At 53.5% G+C, this 17,199-nt stretch carries 14 protein-coding genes and 1 pseudogene; 5 read left to right on the top strand and 10 right to left on the bottom strand.

The genetic code is table 11. The features are described from left to right. Positions 1–6: 6 nt before the first annotated feature. Positions 7–474 (bottom strand): DMT family transporter, encoded by a 468-nt coding sequence (locus K5I40_RS04865; protein ID WP_223075387.1) that lies wholly within the window; start codon positions 472–474, stop codon positions 7–9. Between the two features lie 14 nt (positions 475–488). Beyond that, positions 489–1,886: an amidohydrolase family protein gene (locus K5I40_RS04860; protein ID WP_223075416.1), complete on the bottom strand. Its 1,398-nt coding sequence runs from the start codon at positions 1,884–1,886 to the stop codon at positions 489–491. 128 nt (positions 1,887–2,014) lie between these two features. Between K5I40_RS04860 and K5I40_RS04855 the strand changes: the two genes are divergently transcribed. Next, a complete protein-coding gene (locus tag K5I40_RS04855) occupies positions 2,015–2,947 on the top strand; it encodes a LysR family transcriptional regulator (RefSeq protein ID WP_223075388.1) in 933 nt (310 codons plus the stop codon). A gap of 77 nt (positions 2,948–3,024) precedes the next feature. On the opposite strand, the gene K5I40_RS04850 is transcribed toward K5I40_RS04855, so the two are convergent. Further along, the gene (locus K5I40_RS04850; protein WP_223075389.1) at positions 3,025–4,215 is read right to left on the bottom strand and encodes an MFS transporter; all 1,191 of its coding nucleotides are present in this window, start codon (positions 4,213–4,215) and stop codon (positions 3,025–3,027) included. Between the two features lie 87 nt (positions 4,216–4,302). On the opposite strand from K5I40_RS04850, the gene K5I40_RS04845 reads away from it, so the two are divergent. After that, a complete protein-coding gene (locus K5I40_RS04845) occupies positions 4,303–5,097 on the top strand; it encodes a helix-turn-helix domain-containing protein (protein ID WP_223075390.1) in 795 nt (264 codons plus the stop codon). 200 nt (positions 5,098–5,297) lie between these two features. On the opposite strand, the gene pgaD is transcribed toward K5I40_RS04845, so the two are convergent. The 7 genes from pgaD to K5I40_RS04810 all read right to left on the bottom strand — a co-directional run bounded on the left by pgaD (position 5,298) and on the right by K5I40_RS04810 (position 15,042). Beyond that, a complete protein-coding gene (gene pgaD, locus K5I40_RS04840) occupies positions 5,298–5,735 on the bottom strand; it encodes a poly-beta-1,6-N-acetyl-D-glucosamine biosynthesis protein PgaD (protein ID WP_039028573.1) in 438 nt (145 codons plus the stop codon). Beyond that, positions 5,732–7,066 (bottom strand): poly-beta-1,6-N-acetyl-D-glucosamine synthase, encoded by a 1,335-nt coding sequence (gene pgaC, locus K5I40_RS04835; protein ID WP_223075391.1) that lies wholly within the window; start codon positions 7,064–7,066, stop codon positions 5,732–5,734. Before pgaC ends, pgaD begins: the two co-directional genes overlap by 4 nt. Beyond that, positions 7,063–9,078 (bottom strand): poly-beta-1,6-N-acetyl-D-glucosamine N-deacetylase PgaB, encoded by a 2,016-nt coding sequence (pgaB, locus tag K5I40_RS04830; protein WP_223075392.1) that lies wholly within the window; start codon positions 9,076–9,078, stop codon positions 7,063–7,065. The genes pgaC and pgaB overlap by 4 nt, the downstream gene beginning before the upstream one ends. Positions 9,079–9,087: 9 nt before the next feature. Continuing rightward, positions 9,088–11,550, bottom strand: coding sequence for a poly-beta-1,6 N-acetyl-D-glucosamine export porin PgaA (gene pgaA, locus K5I40_RS04825; protein WP_223075393.1), 2,463 nt, complete (start codon positions 11,548–11,550; stop codon positions 9,088–9,090). 325 nt (positions 11,551–11,875) lie between these two features. Beyond that, positions 11,876–13,291, bottom strand: a complete 1,416-nt coding sequence (locus tag K5I40_RS04820) for a surface lipoprotein assembly modifier (protein ID WP_223075394.1) — start codon at positions 13,289–13,291, stop codon at positions 11,876–11,878. A gap of 52 nt (positions 13,292–13,343) precedes the next feature. Further along, a complete protein-coding gene (locus K5I40_RS04815; RefSeq protein WP_223075395.1) occupies positions 13,344–14,090 on the bottom strand; it encodes a Slam-dependent surface lipoprotein in 747 nt (248 codons plus the stop codon). A 541-nt stretch (positions 14,091–14,631) separates the two neighbouring features. Then, entirely contained in the window at positions 14,632–15,042 is a 411-nt protein-coding gene (locus K5I40_RS04810) for a TetR/AcrR family transcriptional regulator (RefSeq protein ID WP_251929543.1), read from the bottom strand. A 91-nt stretch (positions 15,043–15,133) separates the two neighbouring features. Between K5I40_RS04810 and K5I40_RS04805 the strand changes: the two genes are divergently transcribed. From K5I40_RS04805 to K5I40_RS04795, 3 genes and pseudogenes are all read left to right on the top strand, one after another. Continuing rightward, a complete protein-coding gene (locus tag K5I40_RS04805) occupies positions 15,134–16,054 on the top strand; it encodes an NmrA family NAD(P)-binding protein (RefSeq protein ID WP_223075397.1) in 921 nt (306 codons plus the stop codon). 82 nt (positions 16,055–16,136) lie between these two features. After that, positions 16,137–16,739 (top strand): site-specific integrase, encoded by a 603-nt coding sequence (locus K5I40_RS04800; protein ID WP_223075398.1) that lies wholly within the window; start codon positions 16,137–16,139, stop codon positions 16,737–16,739. Between the two features lie 146 nt (positions 16,740–16,885). Then, a pseudogene (locus K5I40_RS04795) lies at positions 16,886–17,122 on the top strand (bacteriocin immunity protein); the annotation flags it as partial. Positions 17,123–17,199: the final 77 nt, after the last annotated feature.

The raw sequence follows: 17,199 nt of genomic DNA, 5'->3' as shown, positions 1-17,199 counted from the left end.
ACGCAGTTACTGCAGAAAACGTGCAGAGAGCCGATCGCCGAAAAGCGTGACAGCAAGTCCGAGTAGCATGACAACCATTCCCCCCAGCCTGACTAACGAAACCGGGCGCTGCACAGCGCCCAGCAAGCCAAAATGGTCAATCATCTGCGAGGAAAGTAACTGTCCGACAATTGCCAGCCCGAGCAGAGCTGAAAATCCGATTTTCGGCGCCAGCACGACATAGCTGAACAGGGCACATGCGCCTATCAGGCCGCCCGCAAGACTCCAGAGGGGTTGTGACGGGATCGCCGCCAGCGATGTCATTAGCCCGCCCCTGAGCAGTGCGTAAATCCCCAGACTGAACGCGCCCGCCGTGAAGGAAAACAGCGCCGCAGTGACCGGATCACCTTCCAGTCCCATTGCCAGCTGGCTGTTCAGGGTTGTCTGCAGGGTGATCCCCAGACCTGCGGCTAACGCGATTACGTAATAAATCATGCTTTTCATCCCGGTCAGTCTGCCTGCTCCAGCGGCAGGAAGGCGTCAGCAAAAATGTCAGGCTGGTAGCCAGAGGCGGCAAACAGGTGCTCACGCGACTCATCAATCGCCGCACGCAGTCGCGCGCTGTCTACGCCCAGTACCTTACCGTTCTGTTTAACGATGCGCCCGCCGATCATGACGGTATCGATATTGCTGCGCTCGGCGGCATGTACCACCGTGCCAAAGGCATTTCCGGACGGGTACAGGTTGAGATCACTGGCGTTAATCAGCACCAGGTCAGCCTGCTTGCCTGGCGTCAGGCTGCCCACTTTCTCCTGCAGCCCTGCACAGGCCGCACCATCAATAGTCGCGGCTTTAAGGAGTTGCGCCGCCGGAAGCGTTTTCAGCGTTTGTTCAGCATCGCAGCACTGCTGCTGATGCATGCCCATTACCCGCTGCAGGTAAAAGGCGACGCGCATCTCCATAAACATGTCGGTGCTGTACGACGTTTCATTGTCCACGCTCAGGCCAGGCTTGATGCCATGACGCTGTGCGGCCTCAATGGCGAACATCCCGCTTTCGATGCCATAGTGCGAATCTGAGCGTGGGCAGACGTTTACCCGCACACCCGCTTCCCGCAGAATTTCCCATCCCCGGTCAGGCAGCGCCGTGCAGTGATTGAAAATATTGTCCGGCCCCAGAAGCCCCTGCTGATGCAGCGACTCAAGTTCAGCCCCCATCTCAGCGCCAAAGAACTCCGTGACAATCGACAGCCCCAGCCTGCGGGCCTCGGCCCACAACTCTGGCTCCAGCTGGGCCATGACGGCGAGAGTGACCAGGCTTTCAGGGTTGTCGGTGAAATACTTCTCCTGCAGACGCTGCCAGTTTCCGGGCCAGTGCGCTTTATCCCATTCGCCGGCTACCGGTGCACCGGAAGCATGAATGGCGCGAATACCGGTATCAAGCAGGGCCTCGACGGCGGCATCGGCATGCGCTGCAGTTCGGCTGTTGTGCGAGTTATCAATCATCGTGGTGATGCCCGCATCAATAGCGCCCAGCGCCGTCAGCAGGTTGCCGACATAGATATCGGCAGGACGGTAATATTTAGCGAACGAGAAGTGTGTGGCGTTGCTGTAGTCGTCCAGGCAGGTGGCGTTTGGATTAATGCGGCGCAGCTGTCCTTCCCATGCATGACGATGAGAATCGACCATTCCCGGCATGGCAATCATATTGGTGGCATTAATGACTTGCGCCCCCGGCACATCAAGGTTCTGGCCCACGGCGGTAATCGTTGAGCCGTTGATGAGAATATCACCACGCTCAATGTTACCGATGTTCTCGTCCATGCTCAGTATCGTCGCGCCACGAATCAACGTAGCCTGTGAAGTGACATTTTGATTGTTAACAATATTTCTGATGTAACCGGCCATAAACTTGCCTCTTTCCTGATCAATGGGGAAACGATACGCCACACCATTAGCCTGAAAAAGATGCGTAAAGTGTTTTCATAATTCATAATTTGCGAATAATCAGACTCACTTTTACCCGGAGCAGAACGATGGATCGGATTCAGGCTATGCAGGTTTTCACGCGGGTTGCTGAAGCCGGGAGTTTTGTTCGCGCGGCAGAAACACTTTCACTGCCTTCTTCCACCGTTACCAGCACGATTAAAAACCTGGAGAAATACCTGCAGGTGCGCCTGCTGAACCGCACGACAAGACGGGTCAGCCTTACTCCTGAAGGCCTGCAGTATCTGGCGCAGTGCCGGGAGATCCTGTCGCTGATTGAGCATAGTGAATCCAGCCTGACTGATTCCCTCAGACGCCCTCAGGGGCGGCTGCGGGTTGATATGCCTGGTGGGATCGCCCATTTCATCGTCATGCCCCACCTGAAAGACTTTTACCGGCTTTATCCGGATATTTACCTGATGATTGGCGTGAGCGATCGGCAGGTCGATCTTGTGCAGGAAGGGGGGGATTGCGTCATACGAACCGGTGAATTAACGAACTCCACACTGGTTGCCCGTCCGCTTGGCCGGTTTCGCTGGGTGACCTGCGCCTCGCCGGACTATCTCAGAAAGTTCGGTGTCCCTGAGACGCCTGAAGCGTTGTCACAGCATCGGGCGATTCATTACTTTTCCGGTTCTGGAAGACGCACGAGTGAACTGCGTTTTACACGAGGCACTGAGGCCTTCTCTGTTCCGGTTGAGGGGGATGCAGCCGTTAACGAAACGGGACTCTACATCAGACTGTGTCTTGAAGGTTTTGGGCTGGCGCAGCTCGCTGAGAATGTGATTTCGGAGAATCTGCAGCAAGGCAAACTGATTGAGGTTCTGGCAGACTGGCAGCCCCCCTCCGTGCCGGTAACGATGCTCTATCCGCATCAGCGTTTTCTCTCTCCCGCCGTGCGTGCTTTTGCTGACTGGATCTCCGGACTTTTCAACGAAGGCGCAGGTGAGAAAGGTCTTTCCGGTAAAAGACGGCTCCGGTAAGAGGACGGCTCTTCAGTACGACAATTAATAACCCCCTCAGCAGAGGAACCGAACGTTCCCCTGCTGTGTCTGTAAATTCAGCCCGGCTGCAGTGCAGGTTCCAGGTGAGCGTTTCGTCCGGCAGCCATTCCGGTGCAGGCGCCTGCGACTGCGATTGCTGCGGTCATCAGTAATGGCACCGTCCAGCCTCCGGACAACTCCTGTACTTTGCCCAGCAAAAGCGGACCCATCGCCGCCATCAGATAACCGACACTCTGCGCCATGCCTGACAAGGCGGCAGCATCACCCGCGTTTTTAGTACGCAGCCCGATGAATGTCAGACCCAGCATCATGCTGGCACCTGAGCCGAAGCCGAGAAGCGCGGCCCACAGCATCGCCATAGCCGGCAGATACAGGATGCCGATAAAGGACACTGCGGTTAACAGGCTGACGCCAGCAGCAGCTAATTTCTGATCGTTGAGACGACGCAGCGTGGCCGCCAGAATCAGGCCGGGAATGGCGGTGGTCAGCTGAAGGATGCCGTGTACCTCGCCAGCCTGAGCTGAGGAGAGTCCACTGTGCGTAAGAATGGCTGGAAGCCAGCCCACCGCAACATAAAACGGCATCGCATTCAGGCCCATAAACAGGGTGACCTGCCATGCCAGAGGCGAGCGCCAGACCGCGACGGACGCCGCTTGTTTCTCACCCGCGGCTGGCAGCTGATGCTTGTTCGTTAACTGCGGCAACCATAAAAGCAGCGCAAGGAACGGTGCTATAACCAGCATGGCTAACGCGATGTTCCATCCCCAGTTCTGCGTCAGAGGAATGACAATGGCTGAACCAATGGCACCCGCGGCACCCATAGTGATGGAATACGCCCCCGTCACGGAAGCCACGTTACCGGAAAAGTCACGTTTGATAAGACCTGGCAGAAGGACATTGCCCAGAGCAATCCCGATACCTATTAATATGGTTCCGCCATAAAGCGCCCAGACGCTGCCTGTGGAGCGAAGCAGGATGCCTGCAGAAATCACGGCCAGGGCAGCAAAAAGGGTGCGTTCCAGGCCGTACCTGCGGGAGATGGGTGCGCTCAGGGGAGAAAAGGCGGCAAAGGCCAGTAAAGGTAGCGAGTTAAGCAACCCAACGGCTGTGATACTTAGCCCAAAATCATGGCGAATAGACTCTAAAACGGGTGCGATAGCGGTAAAAGGAACACGCAGGTTAATGGCGATAAAAAGGATGCCGGTCACAAGTATGACTGAAGACCACTTGTTCGTCGTGTGGGACATAAATTTTGCTTTCTCTGGAAAAAAGAAAGACTTTAAAGAAAGCATGAGTTACAGAATATAGATAATCTGACAACATATAGCTAAATCATGCCAGTCAATAAAAAAACCGTGACCTCGCCGGAGGAGTTTAACGCCGATGCTTTCAGTCAGGCTGCTATTGCCCTGCATGTATCATCGTCAGGCGAGTATGCCGGGCAGAGTCCGCACACTCATCGCAAGGGACAACTTATTCTCTCTTTGCGCGGTGCAGTGAGCTGTGAGGTTGAGGATGCGCTGTGGCTTGTTCCACCGGGACATGCAGTCTGGGTTCCGGGTGAAATCCCTCATAGTTGCCGGATTACGAAGAATGCAGATACCTGCTTTCTGTTTATCGAACCCGGCGCGGTGGTGATGCCGGAAATCTGCTGTACCCTGGCGATTACGCCTCTGGTCCGCGAGCTTGTTCTGTATCTTGCAGAGCAGGGACAGGTTTATTCTCCTGACAGTAAAACCGCCAGGCTCGCAGCAGTGCTGCTGGAACATATTCCGGATGTGCCGGTTAAAGCGCTCCATCTTCCCGTATCGGATCATCCTAAAATCCGGAAAATGGCTGAGGCACTTTTTAATGAGCCTGATGACCGGCGAACGTTAAAGCAGTGGGCTGCTCATCTGGCCATCAGCGAGCGATCTCTGGCCAGACGGATAAAAGAGGCAACAGGAATGAGCTTTGGTCGCTGGCGTCAGCAACTGCATTTGATGATAGCCCTGAGCCATCTGGCAGAAGGTCAGTCCGTGCAGCGCGTCGCCGGAATGCTGGGATATGATTCGGTCAGCGCGTTTATTACGATGTTCAGAAAAGCACTGGGTAAATCACCGACGCAATATTTTTCGTCTCTAAACTAATGCAAAACAACACAAACCGGATTTTTATAAAGAACGCCAGGGTCCGCTTTTCGCTCATAGCTGCCGAAAATTTCCAATACCAGGCACTTGTTTTGCCCAGTGTTGGTATTTTCCTGGGCATTGCAGCCGGTTCGTTACGCGCACCGCAGGCAACCCAAAAAACCTGCCAGCAAACATCCAGACTTACCGGCAGGTTTTTGTTACTCGCTCTGCACGCCAGCGAAGGTTTTCACCATCCACACGCGGTCAATGGCGCCCGTATCATAATGGGCAAGAGTAAAGACCTGGGCCTGACTCATCACCAGCGCCAGTTCGGGGGTGATATTGAAACTTGCCGCCACTTCATCGCGTTCAAGTTCCGGCCGTCGCTTACGACGTTCAATACGAAAGCGAATCTGGTTGTATTTTGCCCAGCCGATCAGCGCCATACCAATAAGACAGGCCACCAGCAGGTAGATACTCAACGTATTGAGCGTGGTGTAGAACGGCCGGGTCCCTATAAAAGGATCATGTTCAATCGCGTTTATCAGACCACTGTAAATCAGCCAGCTAAACCCCAGCCAGGCAATGATCGTTAACAGGGCATCCAGCACGCGAGGAAGCCGCTGTTGTTCAGTAAAAATTAACGGTTGCATCATGGTTTTAATCTCCCAATACCACGATCGGGACTCACCCAACGAGCTCTGCTGCGTTTGCGGCGCAGCATGACTTTCGGGAAAGCCACAAGCGTAGTGAACAGGCTCAACATCCAGTACACCACCGGAAACCAGATAACCCAGAACAGCGACGCCGCAATACCCTTCTCGTAGCGTCGTTCAATAAACAGACTGACCGCGAACTGCAACAGACAGACCACGCCCAACATCAGGCCGGTAAAAGCCGGTGGGAAAAGGTGCTGAACATATAAAGAATCGGGCATCGGAATAAGCAGCCCGATGAGAAACAACAGGATGGTGATGGCATAGGCAAAGGCCCATGCGGTTGACATACAAAACTCAATAAACAGAGGCCACATGCGCCGGTACTCCCAGCCCCACAAGCGACGCATATTGATAATAAACACCTCCGCGCCCCCCTGCGCCCAGCGCAGACGCTGCTTCCAGAGCCCTTTCAGCGTCTCGGGCATCAAAATCCAGCACAGCGCACGAGGTTCAAAGAAAATGGACCAGTGGCGCAGCTGTAACTTCCAGCTGATATCAATATCTTCCGTGATCATATCCGGGCTCCAGTACCCCACCTCTGCCAGGGCGCGACGGCGAAACGCGGCAATGACGCCGGAAACGGTAAAGACCTGACCATAGACGCGCTGGGTACGCTTGATGAGGCCGATAATAGATGAAAACTCCCCCACCTGGACTCGCCCAATCAGCGTTGAACGCGTGCGGATACGCGGATTGCCGGTCACGGCCCCCACGCGAGGATAATTGAGCAGCGGTGCGACCATATATACCGCTGCATCCTTATCCAGCAGCGCATCACCATCAATGCACACCAGAAAATCACTGCGCGCCGCCGCCGCACCCGCCTGCAGGGCTACCGCTTTGCCCTGATTTTCCGCCAGATGAATCACCCGCAGCCGCGGATATTCACTCGCCAGCTTGTCCAGCACGGCCGCGGTGTTGTCTATAGAGCCGTCATTAATAGCAATCACTTCTATATTTTCATAACGTTGCGCCAGCGCCGCTTCGATAGTCTCCCGGGCATTCACCCCTTCGTTAAAGCACGGCACAAGAATGGAAATCAGCGGATTGCCTGCGAGTTCAGGTGGCGGCGTGTCCGGCCCCCATGGCCAGTGGCGCTCGCGGTAAAACCAGAAGTAAAGCCCACCGCTCATCCAGAGGGCCGACATAAACAGCGGCCAGAAAAAGACGAAATTAAGGATCACTTCACCGGTAAAAATCACCGCCACGCCGAGCGGAAAACTGAACATCAGGCAAAGGATCAGGAAGGCGATGAGGCGATCGGTCATTTTTGCGGATACCAGTAAGAGGAAAAAGCAGAACGGATCTCTGCCATCCGGGGTTGATCGTTAATGAAATCGTCCGGGTAGTAGCCAAAGTTTCCGGCGCCGCTCATCTTGAGCTGCCGCATCCACCCGTTAAGCATTTCACCGCTAATATCGTCCTGCCCTGCCCCCTTACGCCAGTCGCGTGCCTGAAGTTCAAAAACCGTTTTATCCAGTGCGCCAGGGTAACGGGCGACCTGCCTGACGAGTCTGTCCAGCCAGGCATTGGCATCCTTGACCGGGACATTTTCCATCAGCGGCATCGCCATCGGGGCTGTCCAGTCGTAGGTGCCGAGAAAATCATTCAGATTCTGCGCAAACCAGGTTTCGCTCTGCGGATCCAGTACCGGCATGGCGTAAATGTTGCGGGCGGTTTTGACCTGTGGCCCGCGCACGGCACGCACGGTTTGCGTGAGCTGTCGGGTAAAATCAATCAGGGCGCGACTTTTAAAGCGCGTCCAGCGCGCCAGCAGCTGCGGGTCGGCGCGGATCTGCGCAATGTTGTCCGGGAAGCCTGCTGCACGATAGGCTTTGAGCGCATCCGGAGAGGCATCCTCAAAGTCGGTCAAAAAAGCGTCATCATGGAACAGGATGCCGCTGAAGTTAGCATGGCGCGCCAGGTCCTCGTAGATGTCGTTGATCCTCTGCCGGGCAACCGCACTCCAGGGAGATAAGCGCAAATAATGGCGGTTATCTGGCGCACTTCGTCCGGTATCTGGCGACCAGGCCGCCACGCGAGGCACCGAGGGATCTAACCCAAACGCCAGCACCGGCATCCAGGCGTAAACCTTCACCCCGGCACGGGTCTGCAGCTGCCAGGACACGAAGTTAAACAGATCCGCCCGCATAGGTAGCCAGCGACTGCGGAAATAGAGCGCATTGACGTTGCCATCCCCTTTTGGATCGGCATAGGCCTGTAAAAAGACGTGGGTTATCTTCATGTCGAAAACACGCTGGATGAGCACATCAATATTTTTACGCTGTTGAGCCGGGTTTTTGTCGTACACATAGTCGAGATCGATATGCATAACCCGCATGGTGTCAGGTTCCCTGACCTGGGCTATCTGGCTGGCGAAACTGCGCAGCGAAGGGTTGTTGGAAATCAGCACCCGGGGAATGTCTTCCAGACTGGCGGCATTCGCCAGACCCTGGTTCAGGCTGAACGCCATCTGGTAGCCCTGCTGATGCGCGAGCTTCAGCGTGGTCCCGCTCGCCGCACCGTAGGGCCAGACCCAGGCGCGCGGTGCTTTCCCGGTGACCTCTCTGATTTTGTTCGAAATGCGAGCCAGGTCGGCCCCCATACGCTGTTCAAACTGCGCATCCGTTTCGTACTGCCCGCGGGTTTTATCGTAGAAACGGTTAGCGGCCGCGGGCTCCTGACTGCCCTGCGGATTGGCCTGGTGGCCGTAATGGGATGCCCAGGTGTGCGCACCCACTTCCACCAACCCCGACTCGCTGGCCTCCCGCACCATCTTCCAGGTGGCAAATTTTTCCCGCGGCGTTTTTAGTCCGCCAAAATCCACCAGCGAATGTTCCGGGGCATCCACCCAACTGCCGACAGGCGCCCAAAGAGCAGGCCATTTGAACAACCGAAGCAGCGGCAGAACGCGCGTCGAGAAGCTACTGTATCCATCATCAAAGGTCAGCATCACCGCCTTTTCAGGCAATGTCGTTTTCCCGGCATGGGCATCCAGCACCTGCTGCACGCTAATCGGGTGGTAGCCGTTATCATTCAGCCAGGCAAACTGGTCGTTCAGGGCGCTGGTGCGCACGGACAGATAGCGCTGATCGGCGGCACCGTCCTCCACGTCATGCCAGGCCAGCACCAGAAAGCTGTTTGTGGGCCAGCGCTGGTCCGCATACAGCGCCGGGCGCTCGGCGGGAGGAAGATAACGCGGTGCCGCGGCCAGTGCATATATGCTCATCATCATCCACCCGACGATTACCCCTGCGGCAAGAAGCCATCGTTTCATCATGAAGCGCCCTTAAAACCTGACATTCAGATCAAATGCGAGGGCAATATTGCGCTCCCGCTTCCCGTCGTAAGGACGCTTATCCCAGGTCAGTTTCACCCCGGCATCCACTACGTTATTCCATTGAATTCGTTGTCCGTAACCTAACTGGTTGATGGCTCCAGGGCTGTGCCCTTTTTGCCAGTAACCGCCCGCTCCCGCCTCAAACTGCTGCTTCCAGACCGTGTCGTAATGGCGGTACAGCACCTGTTCGGCGCGCAGCCCTGCCACCGCCGAAAAATCACGTTTGGGGTTGTAATAAGGCACATCTTCTTTGCTGTTATTACTGCCGCCGATGCCAGGGATGAAATCCAGAGTAAAACGTGGCGACGTCCAGAGGCGTTCTTTACCGCTGATGCCGTATTCCAGCCGATCGTTGCCGTCGGTGAAGTGCGCGCCGGAAAGCGAAACCTGATATTCGCGCCGTTCGTTCTGATACCAGCGCACCCACAGATCGCCGCCGTTGGAGTTCACCCCATTGCGCAGGGCACGCAGCGGCGTGTTACGGGATAACCGCTCCGCCGAGGCCCCGGCCCGCCAGTTGTCGCTGAAATCGTACCAGCCGGAGAGGCGTCCGCCGATTTTCTGATCGCTGCCATCATTGCGCCCGGAGATCTCCATTTCGGCCCAGAGATCCCTTGAGGTCCACTCCGCGCCCGCCAGCAGGTCCCGGCTTATTCCCTTCCCCTCCTCAAAATCGCCACGGGCAAAGTTGTAGCCGGTAAACAGTCGCCAGTTTTGGTTAATCGGTGGGCTATAAAGCGCCGTGTTGAGGGTAAAATCGTTTTTGCCGCTGACCGGACTGTCGGAGGAGATGCCCTGAGACCCGGCTATGCGCAGTTCAGCTTTGTTATGCACCGCCATCAGTCGTTCAAGCTGCAACGTGGCGGCGTCATCCGGGCTGCGCTTCACCACATCCTTCGTCAGCTCGTCGGCCTGCCGCCACTCCTGCAGCTCCATAGCCGTCCATGCCTGTTGCCGTTCCAGCGCCAGGTTGCTGGGTTCAATGACTTCGGCAAGCTTAAGTTCGCGCTCTGCGGCACGCGGTAACCCTCTCGCCAGCAGCACTGAGGCATAGGCAATACGCAGCGCCTGGTTACCCGATCCTGTACGCGCCAGCCGCTCCGCATGCGTCTCGGCTGCAGGCAAATCATTGGTGGCCACCAGATATTCGGTTTGTAAGGTTCTGGCCAGCAGCCAGCTGTCATTGGGCTGCGGTGTGGGAGAACCATAGATCCGTTGCAGGTACGGGGTCTCTTTACTGTAGGTATCCAGCTGCTGCTTCGCTTCGTCGAAATGGTTGTTATCGAGACGGGCATACAGCAGCTCCTGTTGATCGTCCATGGTCAGCGGCTGTGATGCCAGGGTTGAGCCACGCGGAAAATAGATGCTTTCAAGCAGCGACTCGGCTTTGTCCGGCTGCTTCTGCGCAAGATATGCAGAAGCGACCCATCTTCTGGCGTAGTCAGGAACGGGCTTTCCGTTCGCCTCGAGCGATTCAAATTCGGCGATCGCGTCATCCATATGTTTACGGATAACCAGCGCCCCCAGCCGGTCAATTCTGGCACGTCGCACATCAGCCTGCGCCTCGGGGTTGTCTTTCCACTCGTCAATCAGCGCGTTATAGCGAGCCAGTGCTTTATCTGCCACCAGAAATCGCTCATCTTCATTGCGGGTGGGCGTGAACGCCGCGCGGACGGTTTGCGCCGCCGCATCCAGTTCAAGCTGACGTTTAATGGCATCCGGCTGCGGGTAGCGCTCTGAAAGGGTCAGCGCGGGGCCGGCAATACGGTTGGCCGACATGGCAGCCAACAGCGTGGGCACCACGTTTTTGTTTTGGTCTGAATCGGTATCGAGTTGGCTGGCCGCCAGGACGGAATCCCAGTTTTTCCCCTGAGCATGATAAACATACGCCAGCAGTGCCTCTCTCTCTGGCCCCGGCTCCTCGTCTGCCCAGCGCCGGGCTTCGGTGATGGCCTGCTCGTTGCGATGGGCATCTGCGAGCGTCATTATCCAGCCGGTGCGGGCGTCGCTATTACCGGGCTCGTCTTGCAGAACGGTTTCCCAGACGGCCAGCGAGGCATTCCACTGCTTTTGGTTACGCAGCGCGCGGGCGGCAGCGACCTGCCCCCGGGCAGGGATGTCCATGCGCTGGCGATAACGATCCCATACCGCCAGCGTTTCAACGTCATTATTGGCCCATGAGGAAACCTGAAGCCAGTCAGCAATCTCTCCCGCCGTTAACTGTGTCTGCTGTTCCCGAACGGCAAGGTATTGCAATAAAGGCTGGCGGTCGCCATCCCGAGCCTGAATAATAAGTTCATCGTAGGCAGACGTTTGGGCGTATGCCCATGTCGGGAATAACATGCTCACCATTAATAAGTATCGTCCTGAACGCAGTTTAATAACCCGCGAGGAGCAGGAAACTCTGAACATAGTTAACCCTTTATCTCTGTTATAACGTGAGCCTTTCATTTATTCATGACGAAAAGATGACTGAAACTCAATAAATAAACAAGCAACAAAAAAGTCTATATAAATTTAAAATCTCATGCTTTTTCCTTATTTATTATTTTTCAGCCAGGCACTACCGTTTTTTTCAAACAACCCCTGAGCGCCACTCAAAAAGTTAGCAGCCACCTTTACCTTTTACCAACCCATAAAATAAAAAAAACACGCCGGAGCGTGCTTTTCATGTTAATCTCATTCTTTCGTATCAGATCCTTTCTGCATACTCAGTAAAAAGTGCTGGCAATGCCTGTTAAAAATTCTTATCCAGCGCAAGCGTGATATTCCTCTGTCGATAATCATAGAAATCGATATTGCTGTCGACCCGCTTCCAGGTGAAATTTAGTTTCGGCATAACCCCAAAGAAATAAAGGTCGCGATGCCAGAGCGAGAGATTATAGATCTGTTCATTATCTTTCCGGCGCGTCGAGAATATATCGCTGTCGGCCTGGTAATCGCGTCTGGCAACGGCCGTGGTGGCGGCAAAAGAGAGTTGCCAGGGCATATCAACCTGCACCCCGCTGCGCAAACCTACCCGATGGTTAGATTCACTGCGGGTGAAGGTCTGCTGATCGAGCAGATCGAAGCCAGCAAATCCTGACACCCGGTTACTGAAGGCATGGGACAGGGTTGTGGAAGAGTAACGGTTTTGCCCGCGCAGGAATCGATAATCTTGATCATCATAATCCAGCTTCTGATATTCCAGCGCCTGACTCACCTGCCAGGTGGGCGTCAGTAAATAACTGTATTCGGCGCGCACGCCAGGGCCAGAAGAATACGCCTCGGTGCCATACCATCTTTTTTCATAAAAAGGCAACAGGGCAAATTGCTGGCGGAAATTACGCCATTGATATCCGGCATAAGCACGGGTGGTAATATCATCAAAATCATGATTATTCCAGTAACTCTTTCCGTTTACCGTACCCAGAAATCGCAAGCCATGCTGATCGTAGAGTTGTACATCTTTTTGTAATGCGCCATTGAACCAGAAACCTTCCCCACGCTGAGGGAAACTATCCTTATTACGAATAAAAAGACGATCGCCAACCCGAATGGTTTTACCCGATGACGCATTATTCACATTGCTGTCATTCAGATAGCTCAGGCTGAATGAACCCGTTAATGCGCTGCCTTTCTGAATGCGCTCAAGATATTGGGCAATGACCTGCTGAATATTCTCAGGCGGATTGCTTTGTAATACGCGACGAAATTGATAATCAGCCGCGTCAAACTGCCGATTTTCAAACATGGCACGCGCTAAATCCAGACGCACCGCCGCATAGTCAGGATGCTGACTCAGAATAGCGCGATAGTGTTCAATCGCCTCTGCATAATGCCCCTGACTGCGCGCCAGACCGGCTTTTGCAAAAAGAATCAGGGTTGAATCCGGATTGGGTGACGCCTCATAGACAGGTAAAATGGCACGCACCATCGGCCACTTTTCTTCACGAATGGCCTGATCGAGCAGCGCCATCGCCAGCTCTGGCTGTTCCGCCAGTTGAGCATTGGTCACATGCAGCGTGTTATCGCCAGACCCGGCGCGCTTGTCCGGCGTGGTCAGTCGTTCAAAGTGGGGAGCAGCAGGAATCGAGTCGGTTTCCGGCGGCGCAGCAAAGGCAACGCTGAGCGGGCACAGCAAACTCAGTGCGCCAGTACGCAAAATAGTCATAGAAAGGCTTACCATCTGAAGGTCCGGTCAGCCAGGCTGACCGGGAAACGATTTATTGACGTGTCGCGCCAAAGGAAGCGTTTTTAGTGGTGTCTGCAAACTGCGCCACACCGCCTAACTCTTCAGCCGTGGGACCATTGAAATGGCCGGTGAACGTTCCCGCCTGCCCGCCGGATTGCGCATTACCGGTGAAACCCCCGTTGGCAATGTTGCCCTGCATCGCAATTTCGCTACCAAAGGTATCATTTCCGGCAATGGTGCCGTTGATGGTTTTCGCAGCAAAATCAATGTTAAAGCTGGCATCGCTCAGGATATCTTCACGCATACCGTGACCCACATAGGTCGCCGTTCCCTGGGTTGGCACGTTAGCCGCGAGCGTGGCATCCCCGGTGTAGAAGACGTCATGCTGCCCTTTTTCAAACTGTGTCCAGGTACCGAACGTGGTGTAACTCATACGGCCACAGCACCATGACGTTGAGGAGACCGGGGAACGGTCGTCACGGGTGAGCCGCTGGGTTTGCACCAGGCCCGCAGAGATCCCGGTGCCGCGCATAACATATTCACGGCCCTCAGGAGTGGTGTAGGTCCAACCGGAAAGGGTACCGCCGGTGGTCAGGCTGACCGGTGCCGTGGCCGGGGTTTCCGGCGTGGTGCCCGTATTGCTGTTATCCGTTTGCTCAGGCGCAGTGGTTACCGGGGGCGCGCTGTCGCTACCACCGCCCCCGCCGCCGCCGCCGCCGCCGCCACATGCAGTCAGTACAAAAGCGGTCAGTAATAAACCAGGTTTTAAGATCCCCATACGCTAAACGTCCTTGGTTGTGAATAAATTCGCACGATTTGTAACATAATTTTTGCGAATGAATTTACGCCAAAACATTCAGCATCTCTAATGAATAGGACTTATTCCCGTTAATTATAAGATTAATCTTAACAACGACTTAAATAAGCTCACGCCTGCGAATCTGTTAACCGGCGTTAATTTGACTTAAGGCGATTAATTAGCGCTTTTTATTATGTGCCCTTATTTACCCGATGTTCAGATACCAACAGGACGGGATATAAAGTTAAAGAGATAATTGACGACTCAGGATAAGGCAGACGATACGCATCGGGACTAAATCTGAACTCATCAACGGTCCGCTTTGTGCCAACAGCGGACGTCCGGATGAAGGTTCTCGCAGACTTAACGCAACAAGTAAGATTCGCTCATTAGTCTCTGCTGAGAAGCCCGGTATAGAGAAGTGACAAAGCGCGCTCTTTGATTTTTTCACGCTCTTTAAGATCTCTTCCACACAGTATTGCTCCAAGCATCGAAGATATTAGTGGTAGATCCTCAGCTATCAGGTCATGACGAAGATTCTCTTTTTTGCCCCATCAGCAAGACACCTTTCTGCTATTCGGATAAATCTCTCACGTGCAAGAGTTGCCATCCTAGAATCTCTCCCGGCAGACCGCCAGTATTCAGAGAGCACGGGGCTTGTCACGAGATTCTGCGCAATGTGTTCAATCAGTTCGCAGGTTGAATAAACGCTATCGGTTTCATTCTCCCTAGACTCCATTCTCGTAAGCGATCTGTCCAGTAACGCATCTAACAAGGCCTGCCTGTCTGGAAAGTTTCGATAAAACGTTCCCGGCCCTACTCCGGCGCGCTCAGCAACCGATTCAAGCGGTGTGCTAATACCTCGGAGCGCAAATTCAATTTCTGCAGCATCGAGAAGTTTTTCCCGACGCTCAACGGCATCTCGCCTCATGGTAGGCCTCTGGTTGAATCAACTACAATTGACAAAGTGGAGCATTTCCTCCACTTTATGTTTTTCGATGCAATTAAGCAAGTGAGGAACTATGTCTGACAATCATTCCCGTATTGTACTGGTTACTGGGGCCACAGGCATGCAGGGTGCCGGTGTGGTTAAAAACCTTCTCTCCGGCGGGTACCGCGTGCGTGCGCTCACCACCGATGCAACCAGTGAAAAGGCCAGAGCACTTTATGATAAAGGGGCTGAACTTGTTGAGGGCAGTTTTGAAGACCAGCCATCACTGGATCGGGCCCTTCAAGGGGTAGAGGCCGTGTTTTCACTACAATTGACTGACCCTTCAGGTCAGCATCGAGAGGTCATGCAGGCTAAATCTCTGATCGAATCGGCAAAAAAAAGTGGGGTAAGACACTTTATTCAGACTACCGTTTCGGGTGCGGGCCAGCATAAAAATGCCGACTGGTTTAAATCGGAAAAATGGTCAGCCAGCTACTGGAATGACAAAATGTCGGTACAGGACGAGGTCAGAATGGCCGGGTTTGAAAGATACACAATCCTGAAACCTGCACTGTTTATGGAGAACTTACTTCCTCCGAAAGCAGCGGGAATGTATGTCGGCCTTGATTCAGGTCGTCTGATTTCCCGTGTGCCAGAAGGCGTCAAGTTAGCCTGGATATCTTCAGAAACGCTGGGGTACGCAGTGCGTTTTTCCTTAGAAAATCCCGATGTCATGAATGGATGTGAACTGGAGCTGGCTGACATGCTGGCTACGCCGGTTGAGATAGCTACAGAACTGGAGCAGGTAACCGGACTTACTGTGAAATATGAATATGCAGAATCACAGGCCATGATTGATATAGGGTTCAGACCTGGCGTGATAAATGCTCAGGAATGGCAGGCAGAAGTCGGTTATCCGGCTTTACCTGAGATGGCCAACAGGCTGGGCATAACTACTTTATCTTTTCGCGAGTGGGCAATGCTGCATAAGGATGAGTTTGAAGTTTCTTGACTTTCCTGAGACCCAGGGCGTCTGCTGTTCGCTCATAAGGGACAACCATACTCAAATCTCCCACATTGCAGGAGATTTGAGTATGAACACATCACCGTGGAACAAAGACCGTATCATCGGCCAAAAAAGACCACTTCAGATATCTCATATCTGGGGGATCCGAATCCGGCTTGAACTGGAAGGTAAAACGCGCGATTTAGCTCTGTTCAATATGGCCCTGGACAGTAAGCTTCGAGGCTGTGATCTGGTCAAACTCAAAGTATCGGATGTGGCAAATGGTAGTGCGGTTTTAAGCAGAGCAACGGTGTTGCAACAGAAAACCGGTAGCCCTGTGCAATTCGAGATAAGCAAAGGGACAAGAGAAGCTGTTGCTGCATTGATGAAGCTTAGCAATTTGCACAGTAAAGACTTCTTGTTTCGGTCTCGGGTCGGAACTAACCAGCATATTTCAACCCGGCAATACAACCGAATCTTTCATGGGTGGGTAGAAAAGCTTGGTCTCGAAGATTCGCTTTACAGCACACATTCCTTGAGAAGAACAAAACCTTACCTGATCTACAAGAAAACCAAGAATCTTCGGGTGATCCAACTTCTGTTGGGTCATAAGAAACTGGAAAGCACAGTCCGTTATCTGGGCATTGAAGTCGATGACGCGTTAGAGATCTCTGAATCGATTGAAGTCTAAGGTTGTCAGGGCTGCAACAGCAGCCCTGTGCCAGAAGCGGACCTTGATGACATTGTGGTATGTTACTTTATGGGGAGTAGGTCATAAAACCTAAACGGCACATTGATATTCATAAGGATAAGTAACGTGGCTGAAAAAAATTATCCAGTTATACAGAGAAAGAGTTCTATGACTTCATTACAAAAATCAGAACGGCTGATTTCCTATCAGAATCGGCTCATGACGAAGCCATTTATAAATTTAGTCAATTGACAGAGCATCCTGATGGTTGGGATCTTATATATCATCCTGAACCGAATGCAGATAATTCAACACAAGGAATTATCAATGAGATAAAAAACTGGCGTTCAGCTAACGGCAGACCAGGCTTTAAACCTGAATAATTGCTCAATGGCTTTTGTTCGTAATCATCTTAAGTTAAATGTTAACGCGATCCGCATCGGTTCATTAATACATCGTG

It is taken from the genome of Leclercia sp. LTM14, from assembly GCF_023736175.1.
GTDB classification, from domain to species: domain Bacteria; phylum Pseudomonadota; class Gammaproteobacteria; order Enterobacterales; family Enterobacteriaceae; genus Enterobacter; species Enterobacter barmai.
The sequence above is the reverse complement of the archived record's forward strand: the minus strand, read 5'-3'. Positions and strand labels throughout refer to the sequence as shown.

Bases quoted from the DNA above. Each gene is read 5' to 3' on its own strand.
- K5I40_RS04865 (WP_223075387.1), bottom strand. From the start codon at position 474: ATGATTTATTACGTAATCGCGTTAGCCGCAGGTCTGGGGATCACCCTG.
- K5I40_RS04860 (WP_223075416.1), bottom strand. From the start codon at position 1,886: ATGGCCGGTTACATCAGAAATATTGTTAACAATCAAAATGTCACTTCA.
- K5I40_RS04855 (WP_223075388.1), top strand. From the start codon at position 2,015: ATGGATCGGATTCAGGCTATGCAGGTTTTCACGCGGGTTGCTGAAGCC.
- K5I40_RS04850 (WP_223075389.1), bottom strand. From the start codon at position 4,215: ATGTCCCACACGACGAACAAGTGGTCTTCAGTCATACTTGTGACCGGC.
- K5I40_RS04845 (WP_223075390.1), top strand. From the start codon at position 4,303: ATGCCAGTCAATAAAAAAACCGTGACCTCGCCGGAGGAGTTTAACGCC.
- pgaD (WP_039028573.1), bottom strand. From the start codon at position 5,735: ATGATGCAACCGTTAATTTTTACTGAACAACAGCGGCTTCCTCGCGTG.
- pgaC (WP_223075391.1), bottom strand. From the start codon at position 7,066: ATGACCGATCGCCTCATCGCCTTCCTGATCCTTTGCCTGATGTTCAGT.
- pgaB (WP_223075392.1), bottom strand. From the start codon at position 9,078: ATGATGAAACGATGGCTTCTTGCCGCAGGGGTAATCGTCGGGTGGATG.
- pgaA (WP_223075393.1), bottom strand. From the start codon at position 11,550: ATGTTCAGAGTTTCCTGCTCCTCGCGGGTTATTAAACTGCGTTCAGGA.
- K5I40_RS04820 (WP_223075394.1), bottom strand. From the start codon at position 13,291: ATGACTATTTTGCGTACTGGCGCACTGAGTTTGCTGTGCCCGCTCAGC.
- K5I40_RS04815 (WP_223075395.1), bottom strand. From the start codon at position 14,090: ATGGGGATCTTAAAACCTGGTTTATTACTGACCGCTTTTGTACTGACT.
- K5I40_RS04810 (WP_251929543.1), bottom strand. From the start codon at position 15,042: ATGAGGCGAGATGCCGTTGAGCGTCGGGAAAAACTTCTCGATGCTGCA.
- K5I40_RS04805 (WP_223075397.1), top strand. From the start codon at position 15,134: ATGTCTGACAATCATTCCCGTATTGTACTGGTTACTGGGGCCACAGGC.
- K5I40_RS04800 (WP_223075398.1), top strand. From the start codon at position 16,137: ATGAACACATCACCGTGGAACAAAGACCGTATCATCGGCCAAAAAAGA.